This window comes from Arthrobacter sp. zg-Y895, assembly GCF_020731025.1.
Lineage (GTDB): Bacteria > Actinomycetota > Actinomycetes > Actinomycetales > Micrococcaceae > Arthrobacter_B.
Map to the genome: position 1 here is coordinate 728,589 of NZ_JAJFZY010000003.1, position 16,456 is coordinate 745,044.

17 protein-coding genes are annotated in these 16,456 nt (G+C 65.5%); 10 read left to right on the forward strand and 7 right to left on the reverse strand.

The window, feature by feature from the left end; all coding sequences use genetic code 11:
- Positions 1-6: 6 nt before the first annotated feature.
- The gene (gap, locus tag LJ760_RS05200) at positions 7-1,014 is read right to left on the reverse strand and encodes a type I glyceraldehyde-3-phosphate dehydrogenase (RefSeq protein WP_227920222.1); all 1,008 of its coding nucleotides are present in this window, start codon (positions 1,012-1,014) and stop codon (positions 7-9) included.
- A 96-nt stretch (positions 1,015-1,110) separates the two neighbouring features.
- Here gap and LJ760_RS05205 point away from each other — a divergent pair, with 96 nt between their 5' ends.
- Complete coding sequence (locus tag LJ760_RS05205) at positions 1,111-2,316, forward strand: ROK family protein (protein ID WP_227920224.1); 1,206 nt, start codon at positions 1,111-1,113, stop codon at positions 2,314-2,316.
- Positions 2,317-2,326: 10 nt separating this feature from the next.
- On the opposite strand, the gene LJ760_RS05210 is transcribed toward LJ760_RS05205, so the two are convergent.
- From LJ760_RS05210 to LJ760_RS05220, 3 genes are all read right to left on the reverse strand, one after another.
- Complete coding sequence (locus LJ760_RS05210; RefSeq protein WP_227920226.1) at positions 2,327-2,737, reverse strand: VOC family protein; 411 nt, start codon at positions 2,735-2,737, stop codon at positions 2,327-2,329.
- Positions 2,738-2,742: 5 nt separating this feature from the next.
- Positions 2,743-3,225, reverse strand: coding sequence for a helix-turn-helix transcriptional regulator (locus LJ760_RS05215; protein ID WP_227920229.1), 483 nt, complete (start codon positions 3,223-3,225; stop codon positions 2,743-2,745).
- Positions 3,226-3,477: 252 nt separating this feature from the next.
- Positions 3,478-4,023 (reverse strand): hypothetical protein, encoded by a 546-nt coding sequence (locus LJ760_RS05220; protein WP_227920232.1) that lies wholly within the window; start codon positions 4,021-4,023, stop codon positions 3,478-3,480.
- A gap of 303 nt (positions 4,024-4,326) precedes the next feature.
- Here LJ760_RS05220 and LJ760_RS05225 point away from each other — a divergent pair, with 303 nt between their 5' ends.
- Together LJ760_RS05225 and LJ760_RS05230 are read left to right on the forward strand one after the other, a co-directional pair.
- The gene (locus LJ760_RS05225; RefSeq protein WP_227920234.1) at positions 4,327-5,832 is read left to right on the forward strand and encodes an acyl-CoA synthetase; all 1,506 of its coding nucleotides are present in this window, start codon (positions 4,327-4,329) and stop codon (positions 5,830-5,832) included.
- A gap of 52 nt (positions 5,833-5,884) precedes the next feature.
- Entirely contained in the window at positions 5,885-7,222 is a 1,338-nt protein-coding gene (locus tag LJ760_RS05230) for an MFS transporter (protein ID WP_227920237.1), read from the forward strand.
- Between the two features lie 67 nt (positions 7,223-7,289).
- Here LJ760_RS05230 and LJ760_RS05235 read toward each other — a convergent pair whose 3' ends face one another.
- A complete protein-coding gene (locus LJ760_RS05235; RefSeq protein WP_227920239.1) occupies positions 7,290-7,742 on the reverse strand; it encodes a MarR family winged helix-turn-helix transcriptional regulator in 453 nt (150 codons plus the stop codon).
- Between the two features lie 176 nt (positions 7,743-7,918).
- On the opposite strand from LJ760_RS05235, the gene LJ760_RS05240 reads away from it, so the two are divergent.
- Genes LJ760_RS05240 through LJ760_RS05255 form a run of 4 tightly spaced genes read left to right on the forward strand, consistent with a single transcriptional unit; the run spans position 7,919 to position 11,517 of the window.
- A complete protein-coding gene (locus tag LJ760_RS05240; protein ID WP_227920242.1) occupies positions 7,919-8,863 on the forward strand; it encodes an SDR family NAD(P)-dependent oxidoreductase in 945 nt (314 codons plus the stop codon).
- Positions 8,864-8,877: 14 nt separating this feature from the next.
- Entirely contained in the window at positions 8,878-9,807 is a 930-nt protein-coding gene (locus LJ760_RS05245; RefSeq protein WP_227920245.1) for an amidohydrolase family protein, read from the forward strand.
- Complete coding sequence (locus LJ760_RS05250; protein ID WP_227920255.1) at positions 9,804-11,000, forward strand: acyl-CoA dehydrogenase family protein; 1,197 nt, start codon at positions 9,804-9,806, stop codon at positions 10,998-11,000. Before LJ760_RS05245 ends, LJ760_RS05250 begins: the two co-directional genes overlap by 4 nt.
- Positions 11,001-11,040: 40 nt before the next feature.
- A complete protein-coding gene (locus LJ760_RS05255) occupies positions 11,041-11,517 on the forward strand; it encodes a MaoC family dehydratase (protein WP_227920257.1) in 477 nt (158 codons plus the stop codon).
- 26 nt (positions 11,518-11,543) lie between these two features.
- Here LJ760_RS05255 and LJ760_RS05260 read toward each other — a convergent pair whose 3' ends face one another.
- Positions 11,544-11,771: a hexameric tyrosine-coordinated heme protein gene (locus LJ760_RS05260; protein ID WP_227920259.1), complete on the reverse strand. Its 228-nt coding sequence runs from the start codon at positions 11,769-11,771 to the stop codon at positions 11,544-11,546.
- 153 nt (positions 11,772-11,924) lie between these two features.
- Positions 11,925-12,053 carry a hypothetical protein gene (locus tag LJ760_RS17385; RefSeq protein ID WP_269436505.1) on the reverse strand — a complete coding sequence of 43 codons (129 nt, stop codon included), beginning with the start codon at positions 12,051-12,053 and terminating at the stop codon, positions 11,925-11,927.
- A 72-nt stretch (positions 12,054-12,125) separates the two neighbouring features.
- On the opposite strand from LJ760_RS17385, the gene LJ760_RS05265 reads away from it, so the two are divergent.
- Genes LJ760_RS05265 through LJ760_RS05275 form a run of 3 tightly spaced genes read left to right on the forward strand, consistent with a single transcriptional unit; the run spans position 12,126 to position 16,417 of the window.
- Positions 12,126-12,938 (forward strand): SDR family NAD(P)-dependent oxidoreductase, encoded by an 813-nt coding sequence (locus LJ760_RS05265; RefSeq protein WP_227920261.1) that lies wholly within the window; start codon positions 12,126-12,128, stop codon positions 12,936-12,938.
- 43 nt (positions 12,939-12,981) lie between these two features.
- Positions 12,982-14,151: a serine hydrolase domain-containing protein gene (locus LJ760_RS05270; RefSeq protein WP_227920263.1), complete on the forward strand. Its 1,170-nt coding sequence runs from the start codon at positions 12,982-12,984 to the stop codon at positions 14,149-14,151.
- A 22-nt stretch (positions 14,152-14,173) separates the two neighbouring features.
- On the forward strand, positions 14,174-16,417 hold the full coding sequence (locus LJ760_RS05275; RefSeq protein ID WP_227920265.1) for a cytochrome P450: 2,244 nt from the start codon (positions 14,174-14,176) through the stop codon (positions 16,415-16,417).
- Positions 16,418-16,456: the final 39 nt, after the last annotated feature.

Sequence of the window (16,456 nt, forward strand, 5' to 3'; positions counted from 1 at the left end):
TGCTTATTAGAGCTTGGAAGCAACCAGTCCGGTCAGGTCGACCAGGCGGTTGGAGTAGCCCCACTCGTTGTCGTACCAGCCGACGATCTTGACCTGGTTGCCCATGACGCGGGTCAGGCCGGAGTCGAAGATGCAGGAGGACGGATCGCCCACGATGTCCGAGGAGACAATCGGATCCTCGGTGTAGGTGAGGATGCCGGCCCAGCGCGGATCCTGTGCAGCCTTGGCGTAGGCGGCGTTGATCTCCTCGACCGTGGCTTCCTTTTCCAGCGTGACGGTCAGGTCGGTAACGGAACCGGTGGGGACGGGGACGCGGATGGCGAAGCCGTCCAGCTTGCCCTTCAGCTCCGGCAGGACCAGGCCGATGGCCTTGGCGGCACCGGTGGAGGTGGGAACCATGTTCAGGGCTGCGGCGCGGGCGCGGCGCAGGTCCTTGTGCGGGCCGTCCTGCAGGTTCTGGTCTGCCGTGTAGGCGTGCACGGTGGTCATGAGGCCCTTTTCGATGCCGAAGGCGTCGTTGAGGACCTTGGCCAGCGGGCCCAGGCAGTTGGTGGTGCAGGAAGCGTTCGAGATGACGTCGTGCTTCTCGGCGTCGTAATCGCCCTCGTTTACGCCCATGACCACGGTGAACGCGTCACCCTTGGCCGGTGCGGAAACCAGGACCTTCTTGGCGCCGGCGGAGATGTGCTTGCGTGCATCGTCGGCGTTGGTGAAGAAGCCGGTGGATTCGATGACGATGTCCACGTTGAGGTCGGCCCAGGGCAGGTTGCCCGGATCGCGCTCTGCGAAGACCTTGATGGTGTTGCCGCCGACCACGAGGTTTCCGTCTTCGACGGTGACCTTCTCGGACAGGCGTCCGGCTACCGAGTCGTACTTGAGCAGGTGGGCCAGCTGTGCGGGATCGGCGAGGTCGTTGACTGCGACAACCTCGAACCCTTCGCCGTGCTGCAGGGCTGCCCGCAGGTAGTTGCGGCCAATCCGACCAAAACCGTTGATTCCGACGCGTACCGTCACTGGTGCCTCCTTGATGCTGAAACTAAATTTAGGAACTAAATTTATTGTCTCCTATAATTATGCTGTTATTACCGCCACACGTCAAAGGGCACTTCCATGGACGCCTCAGCAAACACTCCGCAGCTACTGCGCCGCACCAACCTGCGCGCGGTGCTGGAGGTGCTCCGTGCTGCCCCCTCCGCCACGGGCACCGACCTGATCAACGCCACCGGCCTGACCCGCGCCACCGTCATTGCCGTGTGTGACGATCTGATTGCCCGCGGCTGGGCGAGGGAAACGGTTTCCCCGCGCATCGATCGGCAGAAAGGCCGGCCCGCCCGCCGGTTCGAATTCAATGAAAGTGCCGGCTATGTCCTGGGGCTCGACGTCGGCATCGCCACCGTCCGGGTGCTGGTCGCCGACCTCGCGGGCGCCGTCGTCGGCGAATCGGAGGCCCGGTTCCCGCGCCACGGCGGAGAACCGGACCAACGACGGCGCGTGGTCACCGAGGCCGTCGATGCCGCCTTGCAGGACGCAGGGATTTCCTCGTCGGCCGTGCTGTGCGCGGGGATGGGCATCGCCGCGCAGGTAACCGGCGCCGGCGACGTCGCCCCGGGCCAGGAGGTGGCGCCGATGTTCGATCTCGGACTGAGCTCCACCTTCAGCGATTCCCGGGGCTGGCCGCTGCTCGTGGAAAACGATGCCAAGCTCGCGGCATTGGCAGAACGCTGGCGCGGGGTCGGTGCGGGCGAAAACAACCTGGCGGTGATCCTGGCCGGCGAGCGCCTCGGCAGCGGCATCATCGAGTCCGGCCGCCTGCTGCACGGCGCGTCCGGCGGCACCGGCGCCATGGGTGCGCTGGATCTGGTGGAAGGGGTGGGCAACGAGGACGGCATCGCCAAGCTCGCCCGCCTTTGGGGCAGCGCCGCCCTGAAGGAAGGACACAACGGCCGGATCCGCGAACTCGTGGGACCGGACACCAACCGCGCCTCGGCCCGGCTGGTGTTCGAAGCGGCCGAGGCAGGGGACCCGGTGGCCGAAGAAATCCTGGACCGGATTGCCCGGCGGATGGCCCGGGTACTGGCACTGGTGTCCTCGTTCTTCGATCCGCGGCTGATCGTGATCGGCGGCGCGGTGGCGGCGTCGGCCACTGCCCTGCTGCCCGCCATGACGCGTGAGCTGGACCGGTACGTGGTGACACCGCCCCGGGTCGCCGTCTCGAACCTGGGCACCATGCTGGTGCCCACGGGTGCGGTGCGCCTGGCCCTGGACTACGTGGAGACCCACCTCCTGGACCTGGTGCCCGAGCCGCGCCGGGAGTAGTCCCGGAGACCTACCGCAGTTCCTGGATCCGCAGCTGATTGCCGGCCGGGTCCCGCAGCGCGCAGTCCCGGGCGCCCCAATCCTGTTGCATGGGCTCCTGGACCACCTCCGCTCCTCCGGCGACGGCGCGCTCGAATGCCGCGTCCAGATCGGCCGTCGCCAGCAGCATCCCGGCATAGGTGCCCTTGGCCATCATTTCCTCGATGGTCCTGCGCTCGGCGTCAGTGACTCCCGGGTCCGCTGCGGGCGGTTCCAGCACAATGGAGGTTCCCGGCTGGTCCGGCGGACCTACCGTAATCCACCGCATGTCGCCGTAGCCGACGTCGTTGCGGACCTCGAAGCCCAGCACGTCGCGGTAGAACGCCAGCGAAGCATCGGGGTCCGTTTGGGGAAGAAATACAGCATTGATGGAGATGTCCATCGGGCTCACCCTCTCTGGGGCGGCGAAAACCGCCCTTTCCTGATCGGTCTTTGCACAGTGCGCCTCACGCACCCCGGCAGGTCCAGTTCCTGCTGTGCAGCCAGCCGTCGATAGGTTCCCGGCGGGACCCCCACCAGCTCGGTAAACCGCGTGCTGAAGGTACCCAGCGAGGAGCACCCCACGGCGAAGCACACGTCAGTGACACTCCTGGTGCTGCAGCGCAGCAGGGTCATGGCCCGTTCAATGCGCCGGGTCATGAGATACGAATACGGCGACTCCCCGTACGCCAGGCGGAACTGCCGGCTGAGGTGTCCGGCGGACATAAAAACTCCGCGGGCGAGTGCTTCAACGTCCAGCGGTTTGGCATACTCGCGGTCGATCCGGTCCCGTACCCGACGCAGTCGGGCCAGGTCGGCGAGCCGGCGGGAGTTCTCCAACGCCCGGCCGGATCCTCCGTCCTTGTCCACGGCTGCTGATACGACACTCATCGCGCTTTCCCTGCTGCTGTCCTGTCCGGTGTTTCCTCACGCTACCGACGGGCGGACGGAACGCGCTTCTTGATTCCTGATCGGTTTGTCCACCGGCCTTTTTGCCATGGTTCCACTCCAGCGAGCGGCAGGATACCGAAAACCGCACGTTGGTTCCCCAAGAGCCCAAGCGCACTGCTTCGGTGTGGCTGTTCGGTTGCTCCACGCGCAAAAGGGCCGGGCGCCTCTGCACCCGGCCCTTATGGCTGTGAACTACGCGGGGGCCGATCCGTCCCCGCTTCCGCTCTCGGATTCCCGGTCCCCATCCGGCCCGCCGTCACCGCCGCGAGGGCCGTCATGGTGCCGGCCGTGGTGGCGGCCGCCGTCGCCCCGGCCTTCACCCGCCTCGGCGTCCTGGTCCTCCTGGTCCTTCTGGTCCTTCAGGTCGGGACCTTGGCCGTCCGGATCCTGTTCCTCCTCGGCGTCGGTGTCCTGATCCTGGTTCGGCCCCTCGGCATCCTCCCGGTCGGGACCCCGTCCGTCGCCGTCGCGGTCACCGTCGCGGCCGTCGGCGTCCTCGCCCTTCTCGTCCTGGGTGTCCTGCTCGTCCTGAGTGTCCTGCTCGTCCTGCTCGTCGAACAAATCCCGGCTCTCGTTGTCCCCGGCGTCCTGTTCCTGGGTGGTGGAGCCGGCCTGCTCAAACTCCGGATTGTCCGCTACAGCCGTACCCGCAAAGAAACTGGCAACCAGCAGGCCCACACCGGCAAGGGCGCCGCCGCCCCAGACGATGGCTTTCCGAGCTCCGCTGCCTATAGCCATGGTGCTGTTTCACCTCCGAATAAGTGGTTTTCTGACAGTTTCCATCCTCGAACTTGTTTCTTTGAGAATTCTTAAAAGCAGCTGAGGGCCAGCGGCACGCGCACCAGGGAGATGCCGGCGGTGGGATTCGGCCCGTTGATGTCCGGCCCTGCGCCAGCATTCCGCTCAGGCCTCGGTCATCTTCGACCGCGCCGGGCGCCCAGCGCCTGCGCCGTCGTCCGCCTCAACAATCATTGACTTTATCAATAGATTGCTGTTCCAATGGTTTTTGAATGTGAACTAGCTCACGACAAAGGAGTCACGGTGAATCTGGGAATCGGTTCCTGGCCGGCACGGCGGGCAAAGGTACGCCCGCATGATCCGGCGATCGTGTTCGAGGGTCGCGAGTGGACCTACGCGGACGTGGACCGCCGCGTCCGCCGGCTGGCCAATGCCCTGCTCAACGCCGGGATCCGCCGCGGAGACCGCGTGGCCTACGTCGGCTTCAACCATCCGGCCCTGCTGGAAACCTTCTTTGCCGCCGGCCTGATCGGTGCCGCCTGCGTCCTGGTCAATCCGCGCCTACGGCAGGCCGAGGTGGACTACATCCTGCGCGACTGCGGCGCCAAAGCCGTGGCCTACACCGAAGAGCAGCGGGAGAACATCGAACAGCTCGCCGCGGAGCTCGACGTCGACACGTGGCTGAGCGTCGACGGCGGCGGGCCGGGAACCGGGTTCGAAGACTTCCTCTCCGCCGGCAGCGGGGATCCGGTGCCGGACGGCGTCGAGATGGAGGATCTCGCCCTGATTATGTACACCTCCGGCACCACCGGCCGGCCGAAGGGTGCGATGCTTTCACACCAGAATCTGTTCTACCAGTACGTCAATGCGCTGATCGGCGTCGATCTGCGGCAGGACGAGGTGCACCTAGCCGTGGCGCCGCTGTTCCATATTGCCGGGTTGAACATGATGACCCTGCCCGCCTTCACCCTGGGCGGCCGGATCATCATCCACCGCTCCTTCAAGCCGGACGCCGTACTGCACGAAATCGCCGCTTCCCGGGTCACCTCCTCCTTCATGGTTCCAGCCATGCTCGATGCACTCAGCGAGCACCCCGGGTTTTCCGAGGCGGATTTGTCCTCGGTTCGTGGATTCATGGTGGGAGGATCACCGGTTCCCGAACGGATGATCCGCACCTGGGCGGACAAGGGGGCGGCCATCATGCAGGGCTTCGGCATGACGGAGACCGCTCCCGGGGTGTGCATGCTCGAGGCGCGTGACGGCGTTACGAAAGCCGGATCAGCGGGCCGTCCGCATTTCTTCACGGAGCATCAGGTGGTGGATTTCGACGGCAGGCCCGTGCCGCAGGGAGTGCCCGGAGAAGTGATCGTCCGGGGCCCCAACGTGATGTCCGGTTACTGGAACAAGCCGGAAGAAACCGCCAAGGCACTTGATGGCGGCTGGTATCACTCCGGTGACATCGCCGTCGTGGACGAAGACGGATACATGTACATCAAGGACCGGATCAAGGACATGTACATTTCCGGCGGCGAGAACGTTTATCCGGCCGAAGTGGAAAACGCGCTGCTGAACATCCCCGGCGTCCGGGATGCAGCGGTCATCGGCATCCCCGACTCGAAGTGGGGCGAAACCGGACTGGCCTTTATTGTCCTGGCCGACGGCGACGCCCGCACCAGCGAGGACATCCGCGCCCAACTGAGCCAGCGGCTGGCCACCTACAAGCTGCCGCGCCGGGTCAACGTCGTCACCGAGCTTCCCCGCACCGCGACCGGCAAGATCCAAAAGCACGTCCTGCGTGCCGGTGCCTGAGCAGGTCCCAGCCTGCAACCCCGCCATCCATCACTCCCCTTCGAAGGAAACCATGTCATCCGCTCCTGACGCTCCGGCCTCCCCGGCGCTGCGCCCCGGAAAGAACGAGGCCCGCCGGGTCATTCTCTCCAGCTACCTCGGCTCGACCATCGAGTTCTACGACTTCCTGCTTTACGCCTCCGCCTCGGCACTGGTGTTCCCGCATGTCTTCTTCACCAACCTGGATCCGCTGGCCGGCACCATCGCCTCCTACGGCACCTTCGCCGCCGGCTATCTTGCCCGGCCGCTGGGCGGAGCCGTGTTCGGGCACTTCGGTGACCGACTGGGCCGCAAGAAGATGCTAATTCTGTCGATGCTCATCATGGGCATTGCCTCCACCCTGATCGGTCTGATCCCGAGCGCCAACACCATTGGTTCCTGGGGCGCCGTGATCCTGATCCTGCTGCGCGTCTGCCAGGGCATTGCCGTAGGCGGCGAATGGGGCGGAGCCGCCCTCATGGCGCTGGAGCACTCAGCCAAGGGGAAACGCGGATTCGCAGCCTCCTTCACCAATGCCGGAGCCCCCACCGGCGCGGCCCTCGGCACGTTCATCCTGGGCCTCTTCGCCTCCATGCCGGAGGACCAGTTCCTGTCCTGGGGCTGGCGGGTTCCGTTCCTGCTCTCGGCGCTGCTCCTTGTGGTGGGACTCTTTGTACGTTCCCGCGTTTCCGAAAGCCCCATTTTCAAGGCAGCGGTGGAGAAGGAAGCAGCCGATCGGGACTACGCCAAGCCCAAGCTGCCGATCATGCAGGTGCTGCGCCGGCCGCGCGCGTTGATCTTCACCATGCTCGGCGGAGCCTCGGGCTTTGCCCTGCAGGTATTCCTGGCCACCTTTGCCGTGAGCTACGCCGTGGAACACGGAGCCGAGCGCCAGTCGGTCCTCTACGTCTTCGCCGCCGCTTCCATCCTCAGCGTCGCGTTCGTGGTGGGTATGGGCCGGCTCTCCGACCGGCTGGGCCGCCGTCCGGTCATGGTCGCCGGCCTGGTGCTGTTCATCGCCATGATCTTCCCGATGTTCTCCTGGCTGTCGACCGGCAACGTCTGGCTGATCTTCGCCGTCTTTATGCTGGGCCTGCTCTTCCATGCCGCCATTTACGGACCACTGGCCGCGTTCATCTCCGAACAGTTCGGCACCACCGCCCGGTACACCGGTGCGTCCCTGGGCTACCAGTTCGCCACCCTGCTCGGCGCCGGCTTCACACCCGGCATCCTGTCCTCGATCTATGCTTCCAGCGGCCGGGACACCGGGCCCGTGGTCTGGTACCTGGCCGGAATGGCACTGATCAGTGCCATCTTCATCCTGCTGACCCGCGAATCCAAGGACTATGACCTGGAGACGCACGAGCACTGACCCCGCCTCAAAACAGTGCCGCATCCTCCGCTCCAAGAGGATGCGGCACTGCGGCGTCCAGCGGCAGCTAGAAAGCGACCCGCTGCAACAGCCGCCGGAGTTCGTCCTGTTCGTCGGCGGAGAGCTGTGCCATGGAGGCCGCCGTGGCTCCGAGCACTGCCTCCCTGGCCCGTGCGTACAGCGCGTCTCCGTCCTCGGTGGGCACAATGACCTTGGAGCGGCGGTCCCGGGGGTCGGTCTGGCGTTCGACGGCGCCGCGGCTCTCCAGTTCGTCGATGATGGCCACGATCTGGCTGGGATCCAGCACCAGGAACTGGCTCAGCTCCCGCTGTGTCGGCGCAGCTCCGCTGCAGGCCAGGGACAGCACGGAGTAGTGGCGCACTTTCAGGCCGAGGTCCGCCAGCCGGCGGTTGGCCTCGGCCGAGCCAATGGACGCGGCGCGGGCCATCAGGAAGACGGGTTCGGCACCGAGATCGGTAGCGGCGAAGCGGGCGGCAACGCCGTCAGGGAAGGTGCTCATGGAGTGTTTGATCCTTCAGCAGGGGCACGGTCAGAACCCCATCCTAGGAGATAGTCGCTTCTCCCAATAAGTGAGGATATTAACTGTTGACTTTTTCAATGATATGTCGTGGAATGGGAACACCGCCGCAACGTGGCCGCAGTCACATGCGGCAGGCCTGAGCAAAGGAGCTTCGCATGACCACTGAATCCACTGGTGCACTCGCCGGAAAGGTCGCCGTCGTCACCGGCTCCGGCCAGGGCCTCGGGCTGGCCTACGCCTCCGAACTCGCCCGCCAGGGCGCCGCCGTCGTGATCAATGACGTGGTCCAGGAAACAGCTGACCGTGCCGTCGAAATGATTACTTCCGCCGGAGGCCGGGCCGTCGCCGTCGTCGCCCCGGTAGGCACCACTGAAGCCGCCACCGCCCTGGTGGAAGGCGCAGTGTCCGCCTTCGGCCGCCTGGACATCCTGGTCAACAACGCGGGTGTGCTGCGGGACAAGTCGCTGCTGAAGATGACGGACGAGGATTTTGACCTCGTGATCCAGGTGCATCTGCGCGGAACGTTCACCTGCGCCCGCGAGGCCTACCGGTACTTCAAGGAAAACAACGTGGCCGGCCGGATCATCACCATCGGCTCCCCCACCGGCCAGTACGGCAACTTCGGGCAGACCAACTACGCCGCCGCCAAGGCCGGCATTGTCGGCATGGTCCGCACCTGGGCGCTGGAAATGCGCAAGGCCGGCGTCACCGCGAACGCCGTCATTCCCGTGGCCGCCACCGCCATGACCGAGACGGTCCCCTACTTCCGCAGCGCCGTGGACGCAGACCGCCGCGGTGAGCCGATGCCGGACTTCTTCCGCAAGGACCTGGGTTTCGGCACCTCCGCCGACGTCGCCGGGCTGGTTGCATATCTGGCCTCCGACGACGCGGCAGGGATCACCGGGCAGGTCATCGGTGCCGGCGGCGACCGGCTGCAGATCTTCTCCCACCCCGTACCCGTGGTCACCGAATACCGTGAGGGCGGGTGGACGTTTGAGGCCCTGCGCGAGCAGTTCCCGGCGCTCATAGAGGGAAACCTCCAGCCGGTCGGCGAGAAGATGCCTCCGCTGCCCGAAGAACTTGAACCGCAGGCCCGGTAGGGACGGAAACCGCTATGCGCTATGAATACGGCCTGGACCTCGCGTCCCTGGACGCCATCGACATGCACGTGCACATCGAGTGCTCCGACCACGGCCACGCGTCGCTGCCCGCAGCCCTCACCGAGGCGTCGGCCAAGTACTTCAAATCGGAGGACCGCAGCCCCTCCCTGGACACCATCGCCGAGCGGTACCGCGAATGGCGGATGGCCGCCGTCGTCTTCACCGTGGATGCCACCACCGCTCTGGGCCACGAACCGAACTCCATCGAGGAGATTGCCGAGGGCGCGGCGCGCAACAATGACGTGCTGATTCCCTTCGGTTCAGTGGACCCGCTGCAGGGCAGCCGTGCCGTGGACCGGGCGCGGATGCTGGTGGAGGACTACGGCGTCAAGGGCTTCAAGTTCCACCCCTCGCTGCAGAACTTCGATCCCTCGGACCAGCAGTTCTATCCGATCTACGAGGCCATTTCCGCCCTGGGTGTCCCGGCCCTGTTCCACACGGGGCAGAACGGCATGGGGGCCGGGCTGCCCGGGGGCTACGGCATCAAGCTCGCCTATTCGAACCCGATGCTGCTCGACGCCGTTGCCGCGGATTTCCCGGAACTGCAGGTCATCATGGCGCACCCGTCCGTGCCGTGGCAGGACGAGGCCAACTCCATTGCCACCCACAAGGCCAACGTCTGGATTGATCTGTCCGGCTGGTCGCCGAAGTACTTCCCGGAGTCCCTGGTCCGGGCCTCGAACTCCATGCTGGCCGACAAGGTCCTGTTCGGCACGGACTATCCGCTGATTTCCCCGCAGAAGTGGCTCGGCGCCTTTGAGCAGCAGAGCTTCAAGGATGAAGTGCGCCCGAAGATCCTCAAGGACAACGCGGTGCGCCTGCTCGGGCTGGATACAGCGGCCGGCGCCGCTGCCGGCGCTGCCGGCGCAGGGGAAAGCGCATGACCGGGGTGCTGACCGAGCCGCGCCTGTACCCCGACTGCGATCCGTTCAACGTCGAGGGGCGGTTGACCGAGGCGGAGAAGGCTCCGCTGCGGCGCCTGCGGCGCGTGCTGGAGGACTCCGCCCGGCCGCTGCTGGCCGAGTACTGGGAGGCCGGGGAGTTCCCGTACCAATTGGACGGCCCGCTGCGGGAGCTGAACCTGATGGTTCCACAGGAGCTGACTGCCGACGGCGCCGAACCCCGCGCGCTCTACCACGGCTTCCGGATCTTCGAACTGGCCCGCACCGACGCCTCGCTTGCCACTTACTACACCGCGCAGGCCGGGCTCTTCCGCACAGCCTGCCGGGTAGGCGGAACGCCGGAGCAGTTCGCGCAGTGGGATCCGTTGATCACCTCCTTTGAGATGACCGGCGTGTTCTGCCTGACCGAGCCCGAGCACGGTTCGGACATTGCCGGCGGGTTGGCGACGTCGGCACGCCGTGACGGCGAGGAGTGGATCCTGGACGGGGCCAAGCGGTGGATCGGCGGGGCGTTCACTGCCGACTACCTGGCGGTCTTCGCCCGGGACGTCGCCGACGGACAGGTCAAGGGGTTCCTCGTGGACCGTGAAGCGCCCGGGGTGCGGCTCGAAAAGATCCGCGGCAAAACGTCGCTGCGGATGATGCAGAATGCCGATATTTACCTCGACGGTGTCCGTGTTCCTGAATCCCGTCGGCTCGGCAACGTGAACTCCTTTAAGGATGTCGCGGCGATGCTGCGGGCTATGCGGTCCGACGTCGCCTGGATTGCCACCGGCATCCAGGCCGGAGCATACGAAGCGGCCCTGCGGTACGTGCGCAGCCGCGAACAGTTCGGCCGGTCGCTGGGCAGCTTCCAGCTGGTCCAGGAAAAACTTGCCCGCATGCTGGGCAACGTCACCGCGTCCCTGAATCTGGTGGCAGGCCTCGCGGAGCGCCAGCAGGAAGGGATTTTCCGGGATGAGGATTCCGCCCTGGCGAAGATGTGGATCAGCCTGCACATGCGTGAAACCGTTGCCCTGGCCCGCGAAGTGGTCGGCGGCAACGGGATCACCCTGGCCACCGACGTCGCCCGTTTCCACGCCGACGCCGAGGCCGTCTATTCCTACGAGGGAACCCACGAAATCAATGCGCTGGTCGTAGGCCGCGCAGTCACCGGCAAGAGCGCCTTCGCCTGATACGTTCCGCCGTATCCGTCCAACAACCTAGGAGTTTTCCATGACTGAAGCACCCGCCTCCGCCCAGACCGTCGTAGCGTTCGAAGAGGTCAAGGACCTCATCGGCAAGAACGTCGGCACCTCTGCCTACCGCGAGATTACGCAGGGTCAGGTGGACCTGTTTGCCGATGCCACCGACGACCATCAGTGGATTCACGTTGATCCGGAGCGGGCCAAGGACGGCCCCTTCGGCGCCCCGATAGCCCACGGGTTCCTGACGCTGTCGCTGCTGATCCCGATGTGGGGCGAGCTGCTCGACGTGACGGGCGTCAAGACAAAGGTCAACTACGGCCTGGACAAGGTCCGCTTCACCTCACCGGTGAAGGTCGGTTCCCGGATCCGGATGACCGCCACAATCGCCGAGGTCCAGGAGGTCAAGGGCAACGGCCTGCACGTGGTCGCGGACCTCACCATCGAAATCGAGGGCCAGGAGCGTCCGGCCGTTATCGCCCGGTTCCTCAGCCGGCTGTACGCCTAGGCCGTCGGGGCAGGCGGGCCGAAGGACTACCGCCAGTAGTTGTTCGCGGCCGCAACGGTCGCGAACTCTGTGGCCACCACGTGCGAGGCTGCGATGATGCCGTCCGGGTTGTTGGCATAGGCATCCCGGATGATGTGCTCCGCCTGCCCGTCCGGCTGGATGGCAAAGGCGGTCTGCAGCGCCAGTTGAATGGCCAGCTGCCGGCCTTCCTCCGGCGTTGCGCACTTAAGCGAATTGTTCGGAACAAGCTCCATGGTGTCCGTCCTGTCTTTTCAAAGTCCGCCGGCCTGCCGGTTCGGCGCACGCGGGCGGATACACCCGACGCCAACAGTCTTGCGCCGCACCGCCCGGCACTCAACCGTTTCCACTGCATTGCCCTCCCCCGGAGCCAGGACGGCGGGTGCCGGCTACGTCCCGGCGCGCTGCTTCAGTGCCGCCTCCACTGCGGCAACCACCGCGTACAGCAGGATCGAGGCCAGGGTCACGGCGACGACGGCGGCCGCCCTTAATAGGCGATAGGCGGCGCAGAAACGCATTCAGTTGACTAGACACCTGTCTAGCCAACTGGCATGATGTGGTTCACATCACAACGTGTCAGAGGAGTTCGCGTGGACCTGCAGGACAAGATCGCAGTTATTACCGGAGCCGGCTCGGGAATGGGTCTGGCCGCCGCCCGGGCTTTTCTGGCCGAAGGCGCCAGGGTCTATGCCCTGGACATCTCCCAGGACGCCGTGGACCGTGAATTCGGTGAGGAACCGCACGCCACCGGGCTGGCTGTGGACATTGCAGACTCGGCCGCTGTCACCGCAGCGTTTAAGCGGGTGGCAGACGAGCAGGGCCGATTGGATGTGCTGATCAACGCGGCCGGCGTGAATACCCCTCACCGGCAGGCCACCGAGTGGCTGGACGGAATCAACCACCGGATGCTGGCCGCAATGAAGGCCGGAGAGCCGTTCAGCCCTGAATTCATCACAGAGATTCCTGACGAGGACTTCGACCGCGTCATGCGGATCAATGTTTACGGAACTTTTTACTGCCTGCGCGCAGCCGTCCCGCTGCTGAAGGCCGCCGGCGGGGGCGCCGTCGTCAACTTCGCCTCGGTGGCCGGACTTGTGGGCCTGCCCATGCCCACCTACTACCCCGCATCCAAGGCCGCAGTCGTCGGGATGACTCGCACCACCGCCGGTGAACTGGCCCCCTTCGGCATCCGCGTGAACGCACTGGCTCCTGCCGGCATCAACACTCCCCTGCTGACCCAGTCCGGGGAGGAGCATGTTCAGGCACTGCTGGCGCTGCAACCGCTGAAACGGCTCGCCGAACCCGAGGAGATTGCCCGGACTCTGGTCTTCCTGGCCTCCGACGCCGGCGCTCATTACACCGGACAGGTGCTCTCGCCGTCCGGCGGCGCCCTGATGTCCTGACCAGCACCATCTCCCCCGTATAAACCCGTCCCCGGAAGGCTCCATGATCAACAACGTTGAGGGTCTGAACCCCTCTGCCCTGAAAACCCTTGAAGACACCATCGAGGCGGACATCCAACGCGGCGACTACGACGGGGTGAACATCATCGTGGCCCGCCACGGCCGGATCGGCCTGCAGGGCAGCTACGGGTTCGCCGAACGGGAAACCAGCCGGGCAACTCAGCGCGGGGACGTTTACCGCATCCTGTCCATGTCCAAGGCATTCACCAACACGCTGGCCTACCGTGCCCTCGGTGAGGGCAGGCTCGCGCTGTCCACTCGCGTGGTGGACGTGATACCCGAGTTCTTCGGCACCGACCGGTTCCGTGCCGTACGCAAGGACAGAATCAATCTTGGTCACCTGCTGACGCACCGCTCCGGCATGCCCGCGACCCCGGACCCCGGACTGCCGGCGGAACGTTTCGGTGTCCTGGCCGATGTCATTGCTGCTCTGGGGAGCGTGGACGTGGTCAATGTTCCAGGCAGCAACCTCAATTACGCCCCTTCCATCAACCACGCGCTCATCGGTGAGATGGTCCGCCGCGTCTACGGCTACGAGCATTTCCGCGATTTGGCCCGGGACCTGGTCTTCGATCCTCTGGGGATGCAGGACACTGCCTTCGGGCTCCCGTCGGGGAGGACCGGACGCGCGGTACCGCTGAAGGTTTACGTGCCTGAAGACGGCTGGCTGGCACCCGAGGATATCGAATGCCTGAACACGCATATCACCGAGGACGCGGAGATGCCCTGGGTCGGCGCCACCTCCACGGTCGATGACGTGTTCCGATTTGCCGAATTGTTCCGCAACCGCGGCGCCGTCGACGGCGAGCAGCTGCTGGCGCCTGCCGTCATCGACGCTGCCACCACCCTGCAGACCGGGGACCTGCCCAACGACCTGTACGCAGGAATCGCTGCCATGCGGGGTTGGGAAACCCCGCGCGGCAACTTTGGACTCGGTTTTTCCCTTTCCGGCACAGGTACCGCTCCCAACTTCTTCGGCCCGTTCACCAGCCCCCGGACTTTCGGCAACTACGGGGCCGGATCGACCCTGTTCTGGGTGGATCCCGCGCGCGATCTCACGTTCGTATTCCTCTCTTCCGGCGTGATGGATGAGGGCGAGAACGTGGCCCGCTTCCAGAAAATCTCAACGCTCGCCGTCGCCGCTGCCCTCTGACTTCTTTTCCAAGGAATCCGCCATGACCGCTGTCCCCTCCGCTCCGTCAAAATGCCCCGTGGCCCACGGCTTCGATGCTATGGGCGATGCCTACTACCGCGACCCGGCCGCACACTTTGCGGAAGTCCGTGACGAGACCCCCACCTTCTTTTATCCGCACCTCAATGCCTGGATTGTCACCCGCCGCGAGGATGCCCTGACCGTGCTCTCCGACTGGCAGAAGTTCTCTTCCGCATCCAACGGCGGATTGATCGAGGTGCCGGAGGCCTACCAGTCCACCATTCCCGCCGAGCTGATGTCCCGCATCCTCGTGGGATCGGATCCGCCCGGACACACCACCGCCCGCAGTGTGGCACAGCTGGGCTTCCTGCAGGAACGCATGGACGCGCTGCAGCCGGAGATCGAGTCCCGCGCGCACCGCATCATTGACGGGTTCGAGGACCAGGGGAAGGGCAACCTGCTGGAGGATTACTGCCTCGAGCTGACCACCCAAACCCTGATGGCCCTCATGGGTCTCGATTACGAATATGACGCGATGATGCGCCAGCTGCGGGACGACTTCTTCCAGATTCTGGCCTCGGCGCAGGAGCCGTTCCCGGAACCCCTCCGCTCGCAGGTCTGGAAACGCTACACCGAGGCAAACCTCGTGCTGCGGGACATCATTGAATCACGCCGCAACTCCGACGCCGGGGACCTGATCAGCGTGATGGCTTCCGCGCGGAGCGAAGACGGTGGATATGCCCTCGGCGCGGACCAAATAGCCATACACCTCACCGAGTTTGCCGCGGCAGGCACCGACACCACCGCTCAGGCCATGGCGAACGCCGTACTGTTCCTGGCTGCAAACCCGCAGGCACGGGAAGATGCCCTGGCCGAGCCTGAGCTCTGGCCGCGGGTCTTTGAGGAAACCGTCCGCCGCAGACCTTCCTCCACGTTCGCTTCCCGCCGGTCCAACATTGACATTGAGCTCGGCGGGGCACAGATCAAGGCCGGGGACATGGTCTGGCTTGCCCTGGCCTCGGTGAACACAGATCCGGCCCACGTGGACAGTCCGTTTGCCTTCGATATCCACCGCCAGGATCCAGTAGACCATTTGGCCTTCTCCACCGGACGCCACAAGTGCCTGGGCAACCCGCTCGCCCGGGTCCAGGGGGCTGCGGGTTTGAAGGTGCTTTACGAACGCCTGCCCTCAATGCGCCCGGACGACGCTGATGCCGTGGACTTCGTCCGGTTTGCTCTGCTGCCCGCGCGCCGCTCACTGAACGTGCACTGGGACGTGGCCGACGTCGCCCGCTCCCGGGAACGCGCCGTGCGAACCCTGAACCTGCGGGTCCTGGAGCGCCGGGAAGAATCCGACGGCGTGGTCTCCCTGCTCCTGGGCCACCCCGATGGAGGCGCCCTGCCCGGGTGGAAGCCAGGCGCGCACATCGATCTGCACGTACCCGGGGACCCCGAGACGCTGGTGCGCCAGTATTCGCTGTGCTCGGATCCGGGCAACACAGCAGCCTACCGCGTGGGTGTGCTGCGGTCCGATACCGGACGCGGCGGCTCGCTGGCGGTGCACCGTACGCTCCATCAAGGCAGTACGGTCACCGTTTCCTGGCCACGGAACAACTTCCGCTTTGCCCCCTCACCGAAGTACCTCTTCATTGCCGGCGGCATTGGCATCACACCGCTCCTGACCATGATCCGCGAAGCGGAAAAGGCCGGCGCCGACTGGCAACTGGTGTACGGCGGACGCACACGGGCTTCAATGGCGTTCCTCGAGGAACTGGCCGCCTACGGGGAGCGCGTCACCCTCGTGCCGCAGGACACCCACGGACTGATGGATTTGCCGGGACTGCTGCAGGACGCGCGGGAAGACACCCTCATCTACTGCTGCGGACCCGAACCGGTGCTGCGGGCCGTGGAGACCCACTCTGCCCATTGGCGCAAGGGCTCACTGCGGGTGGAACGGTTTGCCGCCAAGGTGCTGGAACGCTCTGAACCGGACACTGCCTTCGAGGTGGAGTTCGCAGCCTCGGGAGTCACCGTTGAAGTGGGTCCGGACGAAAGCATCCTCGACGCTGCGGACCGGGCCGGGCTGCCGGTGATTTCTTCCTGCAAGACGGGAACCTGCGGCACCTGCGAAACCCGGATCGTGTCCGGGCAGGCCGAACACCGTGACTCGATCCTCACGCCGGACGAACAGGATGCCAATGAGACGTTGATGATCTGCGTTTCCCGGGCCGGGCGGGGCTGTCCGCGGCTGGTCCTGGACCGGTAGCCGCGCCGGGTTTCCGTTCCAGTTGCTGCCGGGACTCCG